Source organism: Vibrio caribbeanicus ATCC BAA-2122 (genome assembly GCF_000165125.1).
In the GTDB taxonomy this organism is placed as follows: domain Bacteria; phylum Pseudomonadota; class Gammaproteobacteria; order Enterobacterales; family Vibrionaceae; genus Vibrio; species Vibrio caribbeanicus.
Genome location: NZ_AEIU01000043.1, coordinates 1 through 14,749, shown reverse-complemented (window position 1 = coordinate 14,749; position 14,749 = coordinate 1). Strand labels below are relative to the sequence as shown.

Here is a 14,749-nt window from a genome sequence, read left to right as displayed (position 1 = left end):
CGATAATGAAAAACATTACTCCGATAGCACTTAGTATTTCACTAGCAATCAGTAGCTTTGCTTATGCTGAAGAAGGATTTCGTCAGCATAGCGCTCATGTCCATGGGCACGTCGAACTTAATATTGCACAAGATGGCAAAGAGCTACTCATGGAAATAAGTGCACCGGGTGCAGATGTTGTCGGTTTCGAACACGCTCCAAACACAAGTGAACAAAAGCATCAGCTCGAGAACGCGATAACCACCTTAAAAGATGTCAATAATCTCTTCACGTTTCCTGCATCTGCAGGTTGTGTCGCACTCAGCCAGTCCGTTGCTCATACTTTAGAAGATGGAGATGATCATCACAATGAGCATGACCATGATGAGCACAAACATCATGACGAGCATGACCACGACAAACATGACCATGATGAGCACAAACATCATGACGAGCATGACCACGACGAACATGACCATGATGAGCACAAACATCACGACGAGCATGACCACGACGAACATAGCGGTCATGGTGAATTCAATATTGAATACAGCTACACTTGCTCAAACATCAGTGCTCTGAAAAACATTGAGACTCAATGGTTTAAACACTTCTCCAATACCAAATCTATAACCGTAAACTGGCTATCACCTGATGGTAAAATATCCGTCGTAGAGCTAGGCAAAGGCGATAAAACCATCTCACGTTAATCTTAAATTTATGGCTCAGTTACACTGAGCCATTTCTTTTCGTATTGGAAAAAGTCATGAATAAAACCAACGATCACTGTGTGGTGAGCCTTGATAATGTGATATTCACTTGGCCAGGAAATGAGTCGCCTACCATCGATATTCCTTCTTTAACGATAAAACGCGGCGAACATCTTTTTATCAAAGGCCCAAGTGGCTGTGGCAAATCAACATTACTTGGCCTCTTAACAGGCATTAATAGCGCTACATCAGGAAATGTTTCCATTTTAGGTCAGGAGCTGTCCAAGCTCACCGCCACTCGAAGGGATAAATTCAGAGCCGATAATATTGGCTATATCTTCCAGCAATTTAACCTTCTCCCTTACTTAAGCGTGATTGAGAATGTCACCCTTCCTTGCCGTTTTTCATCACTAAGACGTCAGCAAAGCGAAAACGACCTAAATCAGCAAGCCAAAGAACTTCTCTCTCGGTTACATATTTCTCCACATTTACTTGGCCGTCCTGTGGTTGAGTTGAGTATCGGGCAGCAGCAACGCGTTGCAGCAGCTCGTGCGCTGATAGGCCGCCCTCAGGTTATTATTGCCGATGAACCCACCTCTTCACTCGACCATGATAATCGTACCGCATTTATCGAAGTTCTACTGGAACAAGTGAACAAGGTCGGATCAACATTGCTATTTGTTAGCCACGATCCAACCCTTGAAACACTTTTCGATCGCACGATCAACCTTACAGAAGTTAACAAAGTGGGAGAAATGTAATGGCCCCAACTCTTACATTGGCATGGAAAAGCGTACGAAATCGTAAGGTAACGGCGATGCTAACTGTTATGACCGTTGCAATCTCTGTGATACTTTTACTCGGCGTCGAGAGAATTCGCACTCAAGCAAAAACCAGCTTTGCCAATACCATCTCAGGCACAGATCTTATCGTCGGCGGACGCTCGGGACAAATCAACTTACTGCTCTATTCCGTCTTTCGCATTGGCAATGCTACCAACAACATCGATTGGAAGAGCTATCAAGAATTCAGCCAACATCGTTCTGTCGAATGGGCTATCCCAATTTCCCTTGGAGACTCCCACAAAGGGTTCAGAGTCATGGGAACCAATCACACCTACTTTGAACATTATAAATATGGAAAAAAACAACCGATTGAATTTGCTAAAGGCCATGAATTTAATGGACTATTTGAGACAGTTATTGGTTCAGAAGTAGCAAAAAAACTTGGCTATCACATCGGCAGTGAAATTATCATTGCTCATGGTATTAGCGACGTTGGGTTTAGCCGACATGACAAGCTGCCTTTTAAAGTCGTTGGCATACTCTCCCCTACAGGCACTCCGGTAGATAAGACTGTCCATGTCTCTTTGGAGGCAATCGAAGCCATTCATGTCGGCTGGGAAAGTGGAGCAAACTTAGGCAACAACCCAAGTGCCAATCAATTAGAAATGATGCAATTTCGCCCAAAGCAAATTACCGCAATGTTACTTGGCCTCAAATCGAAAATTCAAACATTTGCACTTCAACGACAAATAAATGATTATACACAAGAACCACTTAGTGCAATTTTACCTGGTGTAGCACTGCATGAACTTTGGGGGATGATGTCCGTTGCAGAACAAGCATTAATGACTGTTTCTGGGTTTGTTGTTGTCGCAGGCTTGCTCGGTATGCTGTCAAGTTTGCTGACAAGTTTACAAGAACGGCGACGAGAAATGGCTATTTTACGGGCCATGGGGGCGAGGCCGAGGCACATTTTTAGCCTCTTGGTTCTAGAAGCCAGTGCGCTCACCTTAATCGGACTTGTCATAGGGACGGCGAGTCTCTACGTGCTACTTGCCGCCATTGGCCCCATCATCCAACAAAACTATGGTATCAATCTCGAATTGAATCCATTGTCAGTTTACGAGTGGGGACTGTTGGTTGCAGTCCAATTAGCAGGCAGCATAATTGGTTTGATACCAGCTTTTAGAGCCTATAGACAGTCGCTCAGCGACGGAATGACAATCAGAGTATGATATGGAAAGATCAATAAAGACTATTTTTACAGTAATCACTTTATGTTGTTTAAGCTTTGCTACGCAAGCTAAGGACGCTAATGCCAATAAAGCGCAACCAGCAGCAACACAAAACGAAAGTAAGGCAAAACCACAAGACGAAGCAAAAAGCCAAGCGATTCTCAATTCAAAGGATGTTCTTACATTAGAATGGATTGATCTCATTCCAGATAGTGAGAGAAATCAATTCACTGCACAGGGAATGCCAGCACAAAGTCACACTGGTAAAGCAGCAAAGCAATCCAAACTTGGACACGTGAGAAAAGAACTTAATGGCAGCAAGGTAAAGATACCTGGTTTTGTTATTCCTCTTGAGGGAGATCAAAATATGGTCACCGAATTTTTGTTGGTGCCCTATTTTGGTGCATGTATTCACGTTCCACCTCCACCACCGAACCAAATTGTTTATGTAAAATTCCCTAAAGGAGCTCCAATCCAACAACTTTGGGATGTCATTTACGTTGTGGGCACCTTGAAAACAGAAACAACCAACCATGAATTGGCAGAAACGGCTTATGTTATTGAGGGAACCCAAATTGAAGAGTACGATGATATGTAAGTGTTAAATTATCACTTATTTGTATCATGATAAATAACTGGATAAATAGCCCAAGATAACCACATATACGACAAGTAATAGGGCGACTGACAGATGTTTTTTCAGTTTATTGTCATTAAAATACTTCATAAGCCCTCCTAAGTTATCGATAACAATTTTAACAACTTGTTATCATTTATGGTAGGGCTATTTTTCAAGACTCCTCACAGTCTTTCTCTGGCAGCATGGCGTATTAACAGGTAGAGTAACAGAATATATTCGTGCTCGATTGCCAAGGAAGTGATATGTCTGAATCCAGTAAACCAGTCATTATTGAACAACGAGAGAGCAGCTCCTCCAAAAATGAGGGGAAATCGAGCTATATAAAAGACAGTGCAAGTCGTATACGCAGTATCGCTCAACATTATGGCTTAGATGCGCTGTTACTCGAAGAGAAGCCGGAAAAGAATCCTTTAGAACGATCTATAGCACGACAAAGAAAACGCAATGAGCAACGACAAAAGAACCTAGAGCAAATTGTCAAACTCTCCCATGTTTATTGCAGTAATGAAACGGCAGGCGATCCCGAGCAAGATTGGTTGTATCGTTTTTTCGATATGGCCCAAGAAGTCCACAATTCGTCGATGCAAAAACTCTGGGCTCAAGTTTTAAAGAGAGAAGTGACAAATCCTGGTTCAACCTCGATGAAAGCACTTAAAGTTTTGCAAGACATGACTCCTAAAGAAGCACAAATCTTACAGCGAGCAGCTTCCCTAGCCTGTTCTTTCGGAGGCGATAATAGCTTAAGGCTTTTGGTCGGTTTTAGAGCGCAAGGAGGAATGTTCAGTTTTGGCAAACGGAATATTATCGGTAATATTAACCTTGGCAGTTTTAAACTACCCTACTCGAGTTTACTGATTTTATTTGAGCTGGGCTTAATGCATGGTACTGAGCTTGAATCTGGCGAAATTAGCATGGAAAACCCTTTACCACTGAACTACCAAGGGAAAAATATTACCTTACAACCTTTCAGCAAAGGAGCTCGCCTCATCTATTACCGCTTCAGCCCTATGGGTAATGAGCTATGTAAATTATTGGGCAATAAACCAAACCTACAGTACTACGACCAAATGATTGCTGTTTTGAGTCAAAAGTTCTCAGCAACGAGTGAAGAACAAAAGAACATTGATGAGTTTGCCTAAAAACACTGGCCCAACAAAGTATGAGCCAGTGTTGACAGCCATTATTTTTGGAATACTTTAAAAGCATTGATAAGACCATTAGTAGAGCTGTCGTGAGAGTTAACCTCATCGCCCTCTCGTAGTTTCGGTAAAATTTGGCTGGCTAGCTGCTTTCCAAGTTCTACCCCCCACTGATCAAAGCTAAAGATATTCCATATTACCCCCTGAACGAAAATTTTATGTTCATAAAAGGCGATAAGACTTCCCAACGTACGTGGTGTGATCTTTTTGACCAAGATTGAGTTAGTTGGGCGATTACCATCAAATATTTTAAATGGTGCAAGCTGATCAATTTCTTGCTGATTCTTTCCAGCATCGGTCAGTTCTGAACGGACATCTTGCTCAGATTTACCAAATGCTAATGCTTCAGTCTGAGCAAAGAAGTTAGACATCAGTTTTTGGTGATGATCACCGATGTTATTATGGCTCTGTGCTGGCGCAATAAAGTCACATGGAATCAGTTTAGTCCCTTGATGAATCAGTTGATAAAAAGCATGCTGACCGTTAGTTCCTGGCTCTCCCCAAATCACAGGGCCAGTTTGGTACTGAACAGGCTCCCCATTTCGATCAATGGTTTTTCCGTTTGATTCCATATTCCCTTGTTGAAAGTACGCAGGAAAACGATGCATATACTGATCATAAGGCAAAATAGCCTCCGACTCAGCACCGTGGAAGTTGTTATACCAGATGCCAATTAAAGCAAGAATAACAGGGATATTTTCTTCTAGCTCAGTTTCCAAAAAATGTTGATCGACTTGATGCGCTCCTTCAAGTAATTCAATAAAGTTATCAAAACCAATCGAAAGTGCAATTGATAAGCCAATAGCTGACCATAGCGAATAACGACCGCCTACCCAATCCCAAAACTCAAACATATTCTCAGTATCAATACCAAATTCAGATACTGCATCAGCGTTTGTTGATAGAGCGGCAAAGTGTTTGGCAACATGTTTAATATCTTGTGCCGAACCTAAAAACCACTCACGCGCTGTCAAGGCATTGGTCATCGTTTCTTGAGTAGTGAATGTTTTTGAAGCGATAAGAAACAGGGTTGTTTCTGGATTTAATGTCTTTAAGGTTTCCTTTATGTGCGTGCCGTCGACATTCGAAACAAAGTGCATCTTAAGGTGGTTCTTATAAGGCGTTAGAGCTTCTGTCACCATATATGGGCCAAGGTCTGAGCCACCTATACCGACATTGACGACATCAGTAATAGCCTTACCCGTATAACCTTGCCACTCCCCTGAAATCACTCGCTCAGTAAATCGCTGCATTTTATCTAACACGGCATTTACAGCTGGCATAACATCTTGATCGTCAACCATGACAGGTAAATTTGAACGGTTACGCAGTGCTGTATGCAATACCGCTCGGTTCTCTGTTTGATTGATCGCCTCACCAGCAAACATAGCCTTGATAGCCGATTCCAATTCGGTTTGTCTTGCGAGGCTAAAAAGAAGCTCTAGGGTCTGTTCGGTAATGAGGTTTTTCGAATAATCAACAAGTATGTCATGACCAAAAGAGGCAGAAAATTTATCAAACCGAGTACCATCTGCTGCAAAGAGTGCTTTCAGATCCATATCTTGGGCAGATTCAAAATGTGCAGTGAGGGCTTTCCATGCTTCGGTTTGCATTGGATTAATAGTATTCATCATGGTGGTATCCCAATTTGACAGAGGCTTTGACTTTCGGCTTCTCTATTTGAGTGCTTCGAAGAGTGCGGATTATTCCGATAATAATCCTAGAAAGTCATAGGTACAATAGCTTAACAAACCAAGTTGTAATTTTTTTTCATAAAAAAGTAATAATAGTACACAGGGTAAGGTCTAATAGTAGTATTGGTAGTTTAGCATCAGTGATTTTTCGGTCACATTTTCTTTTTTTGTGTGTGTAAAATGCAAACTCAAAGCCCCATCGTGCAGTCCAAAATAACTCACTGAAGCTGAAACGCCATACTTAAATTTATCGTCGATAAACTCATTTTGTGTCAGCTCAAATTCCGTTGAAAGTTTTATGTCATTTTTAAAATAGGCCATGGCACCGAGTTCGAATTGAGGGATAAGCCAAGCTCTTTCACTATTTGATGCGATATAAAGTGATGTGAGACCGTAAGTAATCGCATTCGCGTTTGGAGAAAAACTTAATCCACCACCACCGAATACTTCAAACCTAGGATTAGATAACTGACTAAGCTGTTCACTCCCATCTTTCCACTGCATACCGAATTTACCTGAAAAACCTCCGCTAATGATTTTATAAGGCAATAAACTTTCTATTGCATATATAGTGAGCTTTTCCAGTTTTATCGATTCTCGTTCAATACGGGTTGTAATATGCATCAATTCTAGAGAGGACTCACTAAACGCATTTCTGTTATCATCGTTTATAAGATGTGATGCTGGTAACCACTCAAGGAGTAATGCACCTGAATTAAAAGTCGTTCTGTAACCGACGCTAAATTGTGAGTCCGGTTTACGATTTACAGGATTCTTAAAGTCACTCATATCAATAGATAGGTGTGAGAAAGAATTCTCAAGCTTAGCAAGATTACTTTCATTACTCAGAAATGTTGACTCATCTATACTACTGTTTCTCTGCAAATATTCATTTAAAGAACGGGCATAAAGCCAAGTTACATACTGGTCTTCAAAAGCTAACCCATTGAACAAAAAGCCCAAATTCCCACTTAGAAGCATTTTTTTAATCTCTGAAGAGGATGGACTGGTTAAATTACTTCCATAAGTTCTAAGTCGCCACTCTAATGAAGGCGTGATTTGTGATGACTTAATGAGGTCAAATTCATAGCTTAGTTGTACGACATCAAGGGGACTTAACCAATTATTACGATAACGCATTATTTTAGGTTGCGCTATTGCTATCAAATTTAGCGTTATGTTGGCACAATTCTGATTATGGAAAAAATAGTCAATCTTTGTGTCTTTTAATTCCCACAAGTGTAACTTTAATAATGATTTTTCAAAGTCGGATATATTTATTTCATATTCATAAATGTTACGATCTTCGACATCAAGATAGTATCGGAGACTCTCCTCAAAAGGACTAACAACAAAGTAACCTTCTTTTCCAAGTACCAAAGAGTCAAACATTATTTTAGGAACGTTAATTCCCTCAACATTAGTAAAAAATGACACCGAATGAGCAATACTCCCATCTTGATTACTGAGCTTAATAAAAGAATGTCCCATAAAACTACTCGGGCTCATTAAGTTTTCAGATGCATAAACTAATTCAATTCGGGAGGCAGGAACTTGTTGAATGAACGTATTTAATTGAGGACAGTCACTGAAATTAGGCGTTTCTATTTTGTCTAAATAATGAGCAAGCCACAAAGTTCTAGCGGGAAAGCGACACTTAAATTTGTGATAGCTTTTTTCATCTCCAAGTATTAATTTTTTCGTACTCTCAATTTCTTTTATTGTATCAGTTGGGTCTTCTGATATATAAAAACTTGGGTCATCGACAGTTATTTTTCCCGCTTGTATATGAAGAAGGGCTCGATATTGACCAATCTGTCGCCCATCAAGTTTTGTGACTTCTTGAGTATAAGAAAGGAGTGGGAAACCACTAAACAAAACAACAAAAAGCCGAACAAGTCGGCTTCTTATTTTATCAGAAACGTGCATACTATTTGTTACAGCTGATCTCTACAGAGTCTTGATACTTCCACATTGATTCTGAAGCATAATCTGTTGTTGAGCCAAATACTCCGCCAGATAAGATATTAGCAAAGAATGTTGGTTCAATTGTTTTATTTAATGCGACCTGCTTACCTTTACATTTTTCAGATGTAACAGTAAGAACTTTGTCTTTATTTTCTTTTTTGACTGTAATTATTCCAGGTACATTTTGCTCTACACCATCAACAGAAACCTGAAGATTTTCATCTGTATTTGAAATAACGTTTATACGCTGTTCATCGTCTGTTAGGATAGTACTGCAGCCAGCTGAGGCTAGAACTAAAAGAGAGAGTGGTAGAATAGACACCTTATTCATATTATATCCTTAGAGTTTACATGTTATTTATTTGAATAAATTTTCGGTGCAAGAATATAATACATAACTATAATAAAAAGAATCGTTATTAATGATTCTTTTTATTAATATCACAACAATCATTACCTAATATGAACATTGATTCATATTAGGTAATGTCTTGGTAACTTTGCGGCAGGACTTTTTGTTGCGTCAAAGCTTTTTTAGGCTTTGCCTGAGTACTCCATATCAACTCGAGAAGTTAATTTGGTAACGAGTTCGTAGGCAATGGTTCCAATATGATGAGCGACTTCCTCAACGTCTAACCCATTTCCCCACAATATAGCCTCATCCCCCACCTTATCTTTTGCATCAGGGCCAAGATCAACCGTCAACATATCCATCGACACTCTTCCTGCCATAGGTACCTTACGACCATTAACAAGAACAGGTGTACCATTCGGCGCCATTCTCGGGTATCCGTCGCCATAACCAATAGCAATGACACCGACTTTCGTATCACGGTCACTGGTCCAGTTCCCTCCGTAGCCAACACTTTCGCCACTTTTTACTGTTCTCACTGCAATAAGGTGAGATTTTAGCGTCATAACAGGTTTAAAGCCTAAGTCTGTGGCCGTTTTGTTCGGCAACGGAGAGACGCCGTACAAAATAATACCAGGACGAACCCACTCTAGCTGGCTATCAGGCCAAGCTAACACACCAGCAGAGTTCGCAAGGGAGCGCTCTCCAAGACATCCTTTAGTCAAACTCAAAAACAACTCGATTTGTTTCTGGGTAATGGGTTTATCTAGCTCATCGGCACAGCCAAAATGACTCATATAGCGCAAGGGCTTGGCCACATTTTTACAAGCCTCAAGACGTTCAACAAAGTGTTCGAAATGCTCTGGTCTTACACCCAGACGATGCATACCACTATCAATCTTTAACCAAACGACAACAGGGTTTTCCAGTGAAGCCTTCTCTAAGTCATAAAGCTGCTCTTCACAATGTACAACGGTATGGATACTGTTTGTCACCAGTACAGGAAGATCCCTAGAAGAATAAAATCCCTCAAGTAGCAGGATCGGCTTTACGACACCACTGGCCCTGAGTTGAAGCGCCTCCTCAATACGCGCGACACCAAATGCGTCAGCTGCCGAAGCATGTTGGGCGACATAATGCAGGCCATGTCCATAGCTGTTTGCTTTAACCACAGCCATCACCTTACTGTTAGGTGCCTGCTGTTTTACACGCCCAAGATTATGTTTTAGTGCTTCTAGATCGATATGTGCCGTTGCGGCTTTCATGTGACTCATAAGCTCTACTCATCATCCATATCAAAAGCTGGACCTGCATAATTATCAAAGCGAGACCATTGACCTTGAAACGTCAGCCTCACCGAGCCTATTGGACCATTTCTTTGTTTGCCCAAGATAATTTCTGCTGTGCCTTTCATTGAACTATCAGGGTTGTAGACTTCATCTCGATAAATAAACATGATCAGGTCGGCATCTTGCTCAATTGAGCCTGATTCACGAAGATCTGAGTTTACGGGCCTTTTGTCTGCTCGTTGCTCAAGTGATCGGTTTAACTGAGACAAAGCAACAACTGGGACGTTGAGCTCCTTAGCCAGAGCTTTTAATGATCGAGAAATTTCAGCGATTTCTAACGTACGATTATCAGAAAGAGCAGGAACTCTCATAAGTTGTAAGTAGTCAATCATGATCATAGATAATCCCCCATGATCACGCGCAACTCGGCGTGCTCGTGAGCGAACTTCGGTTGGAGTCAAACCTGCACTGTCATCGATGTACATATTCTTCTTATCCATTAAAGTACCCATGGTCGAAGAAATACGTGCCCAGTCTTCATCATCCAGTTGTCCAGTTCGGATTTTGGTTTGATCGACTCGTGAGAGAGATGCCAGCATACGCATCATGATTTGATCAGAAGGCATTTCTAAAGAAAAAATTAATACTGGCTTTTCTTGTGACATCGCTGCGTTTTCACACAAGTTCATCGCAAATGTTGTCTTACCCATTGATGGGCGCGCCGCAACAATCACTAGATCAGATCCCTGTAAACCAGCGGTTTTCTTATTTAAATCAGTAAAGCCTGTATCAACACCAGTTACGCCGTCTTGAGGCGTTTTGTACAACAACTCAATACGTTCAAGTGTATTTTCTAATATTGATTCAACATTTTGTGGTCCCTCATTTTCATTAGTACGAGCCTCCGCAATCGCAAAAACCTTGCTCTCAGCAAGATCGAGTAATTCTTCTGAGCTACGCCCCTGGGGGTCGTAACCAGCATCAGCGATCTCATTAGCAACCCCAATTAAATCTCTGACAAGCGCTCTTTGGGCGACAATGTCGGCATAAGCGTTAATATTGGCAGCACTGGGAGTATTTTTTACTAAGTCGGTTAAATAAGCGAATCCACCGACATCTTCAAGCTGCTCTCTTAACTCCAAAAACTCAGACAGCGTAATAAGATCCAGTGGGTTATTTTCCTCGAGAATGGCTTGGATCGCCTGAAAAATGAGTCTGTGCGGTCGACTGTAGAAATTATTTGCAGTAACACGCTCAGAGACGGTATCCCATCTTAAGTTATCAAGAAGCAGGCCCCCTATTACCGATTGTTCAGCCTCCAGCGAGTGCGGAGGAACTTTGATCGCATCAACTTGCGGATCTTTGATTTTTTTAATCGTGTTCTCTAACTTTGTCTCAGTCATAGGGCTCTCAACAACTTTATCTCGATCGCTAATTATAACGAGAATACGCGTATTGTCTTTATTTAAGCACGAGTTTATTAGCTTCTCATGGATATTTAACGTCTACATGACGGTGAACAATGAAATAAAACCTAAAATTAGATTATTCATCCCATCGATATTGAGGCATTGAGTGTCTAAATTTTGGCTATTTACCACTGTTTTATTGAGCTCTTCGCTCACTTATGCCGAAGAAAATGGACAATTCGATACAGACATCCCTTCCCCTTGGAACTCTGAAGTTGAGTTTGGCTTTCAATCTCATACAGGAAATAGTGACTCTCGATCACTCAATACACGTTTGAGTACTGAATATATAGAGGGTCGTCATCGAACAGATGGTGAATGGAAATATTATCAGCTGTATAAAGATGGAAAAGAGGACAAAAGGCAATCGAGTTACTCTGCACAAACTGACTACAAACTCAGTGCAAAAACCTATCTCTATGGCAGTTTTAAAGGAATTGATTCCCGTTACAGCGCTTATTTCAAGGACTACACCGTATCTGGCGGATTAGGTTACCAGTTTTTTAATACTGAAGAACTGACATTGGAACTTGAGGTTGGTCCAGGTTATCGCTATCAAGAACCGAACTTGGATGAAATAGGTAGTAAGGATATTGTATTCCCAAATACCGTACAAGAAGGTATTTTCAGAAGTAATGTTAATACAAAATGGCAAATTCTCGACAGTTTACACCTCTCAGGGAGTCTCACTATCGTCTCTGGAGCAAGTAATACCAGTCTTGATACAGAGCTTGCTGCAACAAATAACATTACCGAGGATATCGCTCTTAAGCTTTCTCATTCTAGACAATACCATGATAAGGTGCCTCAAGGCCTAAACAAAGCCGATAGTATTTTTTCTATCAATCTTCTTTTTGCTTTTTAAATTTAATTGTCTGATTAGCAGATATAAAAAAAGCACTTCAATGAAGTGCTTTTTTGCTATTGGTACTGAAATTACTCAGCAGCAACAACTTTTAGGTTAACTGTTGCGAATACTTCAGAGTGAAGCTGCACACTGATTTCGAATTCACCAACATTACGTAGAGCACCTTCAGGAAGACGAACTTCGCTTTTCACTACTTCTACGCCTGCTGCTGTAATTGCATCAGCGATGTCACGAGTTCCGATAGAACCGAACAATTTACCTTCGTCACCTGCTTTAGAAGCGATAACGACAGCTTCGAGTGCACCTACTTTGTCAGCACGAGCTTGTGCAGCCGTTAGCTGCTCAGCTGCTTTCGCTTCAAGTTCAGCGCGACGAGCTTCAAACATCTCAACGTTGTTCTTAGTTGCCATAACCGCTTTACCCTGAGGGATAAGGAAGTTACGTGCGTAACCAGACTTAACGTTTACAGTCTCACCTAGGCCACCTAGTTTACCGATTTTATCAAGTAGAATAACTTGCATTGTTTAATTCCTCTTTATAAAACGAACCGATTACTGATGCTTGTCAGTGTACGGAAGTAGTGCTAGGTAGCGAGAACGCTTGATAGCGCGAGCTAGTTGACGTTGATACTTAGCGCTTGTACCAGTGATACGGCTAGGTACAATTTTACCAGCTTCTGTGATGTAGTTTTTAAGAGTTGCTACGTCTTTGTAATCAATCTCTTGTACGCCTTCTGCAGTAAAACGGCAGAATTTACGACGACGGAAGAAACGAGCCATGGGCTATCTCCTGATCTTAAATTTGAGTATTGTTGTCGGTTTTACCAATTAACTATTAATGTACGCAGGGTACCTTTAATTAAATTCGATAAAACCAAGTACTAAATTCTGAGTTTTTATTACTCAGCAGCTGCTTCTGGCTTAGCTTCAGCACGCTCTTCGCGACGAGGAGCACGCTCTTCTTTTTGCTTAAGCATGATTGATTGCTCAGTGATAGCCGCTTTAGTACGCATGATCATGTTACGTAGAACTGCATCGTTGAAACGGAAAGCAGTTTCTAACTCATCGATTACAGCTTGGTCTGCTTCAACGTTCATTAGAACGTAGTGAGCTTTGTGAAGCTTGTTAATTGGGTAAGCCAATTGACGACGACCCCAATCTTCTAGACGGTGAATTTTACCGCCAGCTTCAGTGATAGAACCAGTGTAACGCTCGATCATGCCAGCAACTTGCTCGCTTTGATCAGGGTGCACCATGAATACGATTTCGTAATGACGCATTGGTTGCTCCTTACGGATTATTCAGCTTCCACAAATGGCTCAGTCGTCCAGAGGAAGCAAGGAACTAAAGATAATTGACTGAGATTTAAGAGGCGAGAATAGTACAGAAAGATAGCAATTATAGCAAGAGAAATATGGTGTGGGGCTTCGCCCAAGTCCTAGTAAGCCCCTTTTATTGCGTAATTTTAGTACGTAATTGTTAACCTTCTTCCTCATCGACAAACTGAGCTTGTAGATAGTTTTGGATTCCCGTCATCTCGATAAGACCGAGCTGCGTTTCAAGCCAATCGACATGATCTTCTTCGTCTTCTAATATGCGTTGAAAAAGCTCTTTAGAAACATAATCATTTGAATCTTCAGCATAGGCGATCGCTGCTCTAAGATCAGGAATCGCTGTCATCTCGAGCTTCAGATCACACTCAATCATTTCTTTAGTATCCTCACCTATCATCAACTTGCCAAGGTCTTGTAAGTTTGGAATTCCTTCTAGGAATAAAATGCGCTCTATCAGTCTATCAGCATGATTCATCTCTTCGATCGATTCATGGTATTCTTTATCTGCTAGGCGCTTGAGCCCCCAGTCTTTGTACATTCTTGCGTGAAGGAAATACTGATTGATAGCAACAAGTTCGTTACCGAGAATTTTGTTTAAATGTTGGATAATGATTGGATCGCTTTTCATGGCAAAACCCTCCCTTTAGCTCTTATAACTTTAGAACTATTCAGAAAGGTGTCAAAACCAGTTTAACTGGCTTTTTTCACTTGCGGGTACTCGGTTTCAGCTAAAATCTCTTTTGTTTGTTTAATACACTTACCACATTGGGTACCAAGAGCAGTACATGAACTAATTCCTTTTACATCTGATATGCCTTTTTCCATGGCTAACTGCTTAATTTTCTTGTCCGAAATACCATGACAAAGGCAAACGTACATACAATACTACTCTAACTAATTATACAAACTAAAATATAAAAAAGAATCGTTATCATTACTAGTTGTAATTGGAAAATATTGATAACAATTTTTCATAACATTTTTTTACAAAAAAGAAAATTCAATAGATTAGAGTAATTAAAAAATGAGATGGAAATAAAAGCTTATTTTTTTCAATTGATTACCAGCATTCTCCGTTATAACAAAAATAAAAAGAGGAAGCACAAGCTTCCCCTTTTTTAATTGCGATTAACGCAAATCTTTAGCTAATTCTTTCGAATTAGTCGAAGATTTTAGCAACAACACCAGCACCTACTGTACGGCCACCTTCGCGGATTGCGAAACGTAA

17 protein-coding genes are annotated in these 14,749 nt (G+C 40.7%); 6 read left to right on the top strand and 11 right to left on the bottom strand.

The genetic code is table 11. The features are described 5' to 3' along the window. The first annotated feature begins 5 nt into the window (after positions 1-5). From zrgA to RH40_RS03755, 5 genes are all read left to right on the top strand, one after another. Positions 6-689: a zinc uptake protein ZrgA gene (gene zrgA / locus RH40_RS03775; protein ID WP_009600020.1), complete on the top strand. Its 684-nt coding sequence runs from the start codon at positions 6-8 to the stop codon at positions 687-689. A gap of 56 nt (positions 690-745) precedes the next feature. Beyond that, complete coding sequence (locus RH40_RS03770) at positions 746-1,450, top strand: ABC transporter ATP-binding protein (protein WP_009600019.1); 705 nt, start codon at positions 746-748, stop codon at positions 1,448-1,450. Next, complete coding sequence (locus tag RH40_RS03765; RefSeq protein ID WP_009600018.1) at positions 1,450-2,709, top strand: ABC transporter permease; 1,260 nt, start codon at positions 1,450-1,452, stop codon at positions 2,707-2,709. The genes RH40_RS03770 and RH40_RS03765 overlap by 1 nt, the downstream gene beginning before the upstream one ends. Position 2,710: 1 nt before the next feature. After that, positions 2,711-3,307, top strand: coding sequence for a DUF3299 domain-containing protein (locus tag RH40_RS03760; protein ID WP_009600017.1), 597 nt, complete (start codon positions 2,711-2,713; stop codon positions 3,305-3,307). Between the two features lie 284 nt (positions 3,308-3,591). Next, positions 3,592-4,488 carry a TIGR03899 family protein gene (locus tag RH40_RS03755; RefSeq protein ID WP_009600016.1) on the top strand — a complete coding sequence of 299 codons (897 nt, stop codon included), beginning with the start codon at positions 3,592-3,594 and terminating at the stop codon, positions 4,486-4,488. Positions 4,489-4,529: 41 nt separating this feature from the next. Here RH40_RS03755 and pgi read toward each other — a convergent pair whose 3' ends face one another. The 5 genes from pgi to RH40_RS03730 all read right to left on the bottom strand — a co-directional run bounded on the left by pgi (position 4,530) and on the right by RH40_RS03730 (position 11,254). Further along, positions 4,530-6,179 carry a glucose-6-phosphate isomerase gene (gene pgi, locus RH40_RS03750; RefSeq protein ID WP_174260317.1) on the bottom strand — a complete coding sequence of 550 codons (1,650 nt, stop codon included), beginning with the start codon at positions 6,177-6,179 and terminating at the stop codon, positions 4,530-4,532. 174 nt (positions 6,180-6,353) lie between these two features. After that, positions 6,354-8,120, bottom strand: a complete 1,767-nt coding sequence (locus RH40_RS03745) for an Lnb N-terminal periplasmic domain-containing protein (protein ID WP_158091817.1) — start codon at positions 8,118-8,120, stop codon at positions 6,354-6,356. 52 nt (positions 8,121-8,172) lie between these two features. Beyond that, on the bottom strand, positions 8,173-8,541 hold the full coding sequence (locus tag RH40_RS03740; RefSeq protein WP_009600013.1) for a hypothetical protein: 369 nt from the start codon (positions 8,539-8,541) through the stop codon (positions 8,173-8,175). 203 nt (positions 8,542-8,744) lie between these two features. Further along, a complete protein-coding gene (gene alr / locus RH40_RS03735) occupies positions 8,745-9,836 on the bottom strand; it encodes an alanine racemase (protein WP_139056842.1) in 1,092 nt (363 codons plus the stop codon). Between the two features lie 5 nt (positions 9,837-9,841). Then, a complete protein-coding gene (locus tag RH40_RS03730) occupies positions 9,842-11,254 on the bottom strand; it encodes a replicative DNA helicase (RefSeq protein ID WP_009600011.1) in 1,413 nt (470 codons plus the stop codon). Between the two features lie 172 nt (positions 11,255-11,426). On the opposite strand from RH40_RS03730, the gene RH40_RS03725 reads away from it, so the two are divergent. Further along, positions 11,427-12,185 carry a DUF481 domain-containing protein gene (locus tag RH40_RS03725; RefSeq protein ID WP_009600010.1) on the top strand — a complete coding sequence of 253 codons (759 nt, stop codon included), beginning with the start codon at positions 11,427-11,429 and terminating at the stop codon, positions 12,183-12,185. A 71-nt stretch (positions 12,186-12,256) separates the two neighbouring features. Here RH40_RS03725 and rplI read toward each other — a convergent pair whose 3' ends face one another. From rplI to RH40_RS20225, 6 genes are all read right to left on the bottom strand, one after another. Next, positions 12,257-12,709, bottom strand: a complete 453-nt coding sequence (gene rplI / locus RH40_RS03720) for a 50S ribosomal protein L9 (protein WP_009600009.1) — start codon at positions 12,707-12,709, stop codon at positions 12,257-12,259. A gap of 30 nt (positions 12,710-12,739) precedes the next feature. Next, the gene (gene rpsR, locus RH40_RS03715; RefSeq protein ID WP_000090472.1) at positions 12,740-12,967 is read right to left on the bottom strand and encodes a 30S ribosomal protein S18; all 228 of its coding nucleotides are present in this window, start codon (positions 12,965-12,967) and stop codon (positions 12,740-12,742) included. A gap of 119 nt (positions 12,968-13,086) precedes the next feature. Continuing rightward, a complete protein-coding gene (rpsF, locus tag RH40_RS03710) occupies positions 13,087-13,467 on the bottom strand; it encodes a 30S ribosomal protein S6 (RefSeq protein ID WP_005451516.1) in 381 nt (126 codons plus the stop codon). A 199-nt stretch (positions 13,468-13,666) separates the two neighbouring features. Further along, the gene (bfr, locus tag RH40_RS03705; protein ID WP_009600000.1) at positions 13,667-14,149 is read right to left on the bottom strand and encodes a bacterioferritin; all 483 of its coding nucleotides are present in this window, start codon (positions 14,147-14,149) and stop codon (positions 13,667-13,669) included. Between the two features lie 62 nt (positions 14,150-14,211). Further along, positions 14,212-14,400, bottom strand: a complete 189-nt coding sequence (locus RH40_RS03700; RefSeq protein WP_009599999.1) for a (2Fe-2S)-binding protein — start codon at positions 14,398-14,400, stop codon at positions 14,212-14,214. A gap of 280 nt (positions 14,401-14,680) precedes the next feature. Next, positions 14,681-14,749, bottom strand: a 69-nt coding sequence (locus RH40_RS20225; protein WP_009599998.1) for an EF-Tu C-terminal domain-related protein, incomplete at its 5' end; no start/stop codon positions are given.

What these genes read in the sequence shown, in the direction of transcription:
- RH40_RS03730 (WP_009600011.1), bottom strand. Translation starts at nt 11,254, where the DNA reads ATGACTGAGACAAAGTTAGAGAACACGATTAAAAAAATCAAAGATCCG.
- alr (WP_139056842.1), bottom strand. Translation starts at nt 9,836, where the DNA reads ATGAGTCACATGAAAGCCGCAACGGCACATATCGATCTAGAAGCACTA.
- rpsF (WP_005451516.1), bottom strand. Translation starts at nt 13,467, where the DNA reads ATGCGTCATTACGAAATCGTATTCATGGTGCACCCTGATCAAAGCGAG.
- RH40_RS03760 (WP_009600017.1), top strand. Translation starts at nt 2,711, where the DNA reads ATGGAAAGATCAATAAAGACTATTTTTACAGTAATCACTTTATGTTGT.
- rplI (WP_009600009.1), bottom strand. Translation starts at nt 12,709, where the DNA reads ATGCAAGTTATTCTACTTGATAAAATCGGTAAACTAGGTGGCCTAGGT.
- zrgA (WP_009600020.1), top strand. Translation starts at nt 6, where the DNA reads ATGAAAAACATTACTCCGATAGCACTTAGTATTTCACTAGCAATCAGT.
- RH40_RS03755 (WP_009600016.1), top strand. Translation starts at nt 3,592, where the DNA reads ATGTCTGAATCCAGTAAACCAGTCATTATTGAACAACGAGAGAGCAGC.
- rpsR (WP_000090472.1), bottom strand. Translation starts at nt 12,967, where the DNA reads ATGGCTCGTTTCTTCCGTCGTCGTAAATTCTGCCGTTTTACTGCAGAA.
- pgi (WP_174260317.1), bottom strand. Translation starts at nt 6,179, where the DNA reads ATGAATACTATTAATCCAATGCAAACCGAAGCATGGAAAGCCCTCACT.
- RH40_RS03740 (WP_009600013.1), bottom strand. Translation starts at nt 8,541, where the DNA reads ATGAATAAGGTGTCTATTCTACCACTCTCTCTTTTAGTTCTAGCCTCA.
- RH40_RS03765 (WP_009600018.1), top strand. Translation starts at nt 1,450, where the DNA reads ATGGCCCCAACTCTTACATTGGCATGGAAAAGCGTACGAAATCGTAAG.
- bfr (WP_009600000.1), bottom strand. Translation starts at nt 14,149, where the DNA reads ATGAAAAGCGATCCAATCATTATCCAACATTTAAACAAAATTCTCGGT.
- RH40_RS03700 (WP_009599999.1), bottom strand. Translation starts at nt 14,400, where the DNA reads ATGTACGTTTGCCTTTGTCATGGTATTTCGGACAAGAAAATTAAGCAG.
- RH40_RS03770 (WP_009600019.1), top strand. Translation starts at nt 746, where the DNA reads ATGAATAAAACCAACGATCACTGTGTGGTGAGCCTTGATAATGTGATA.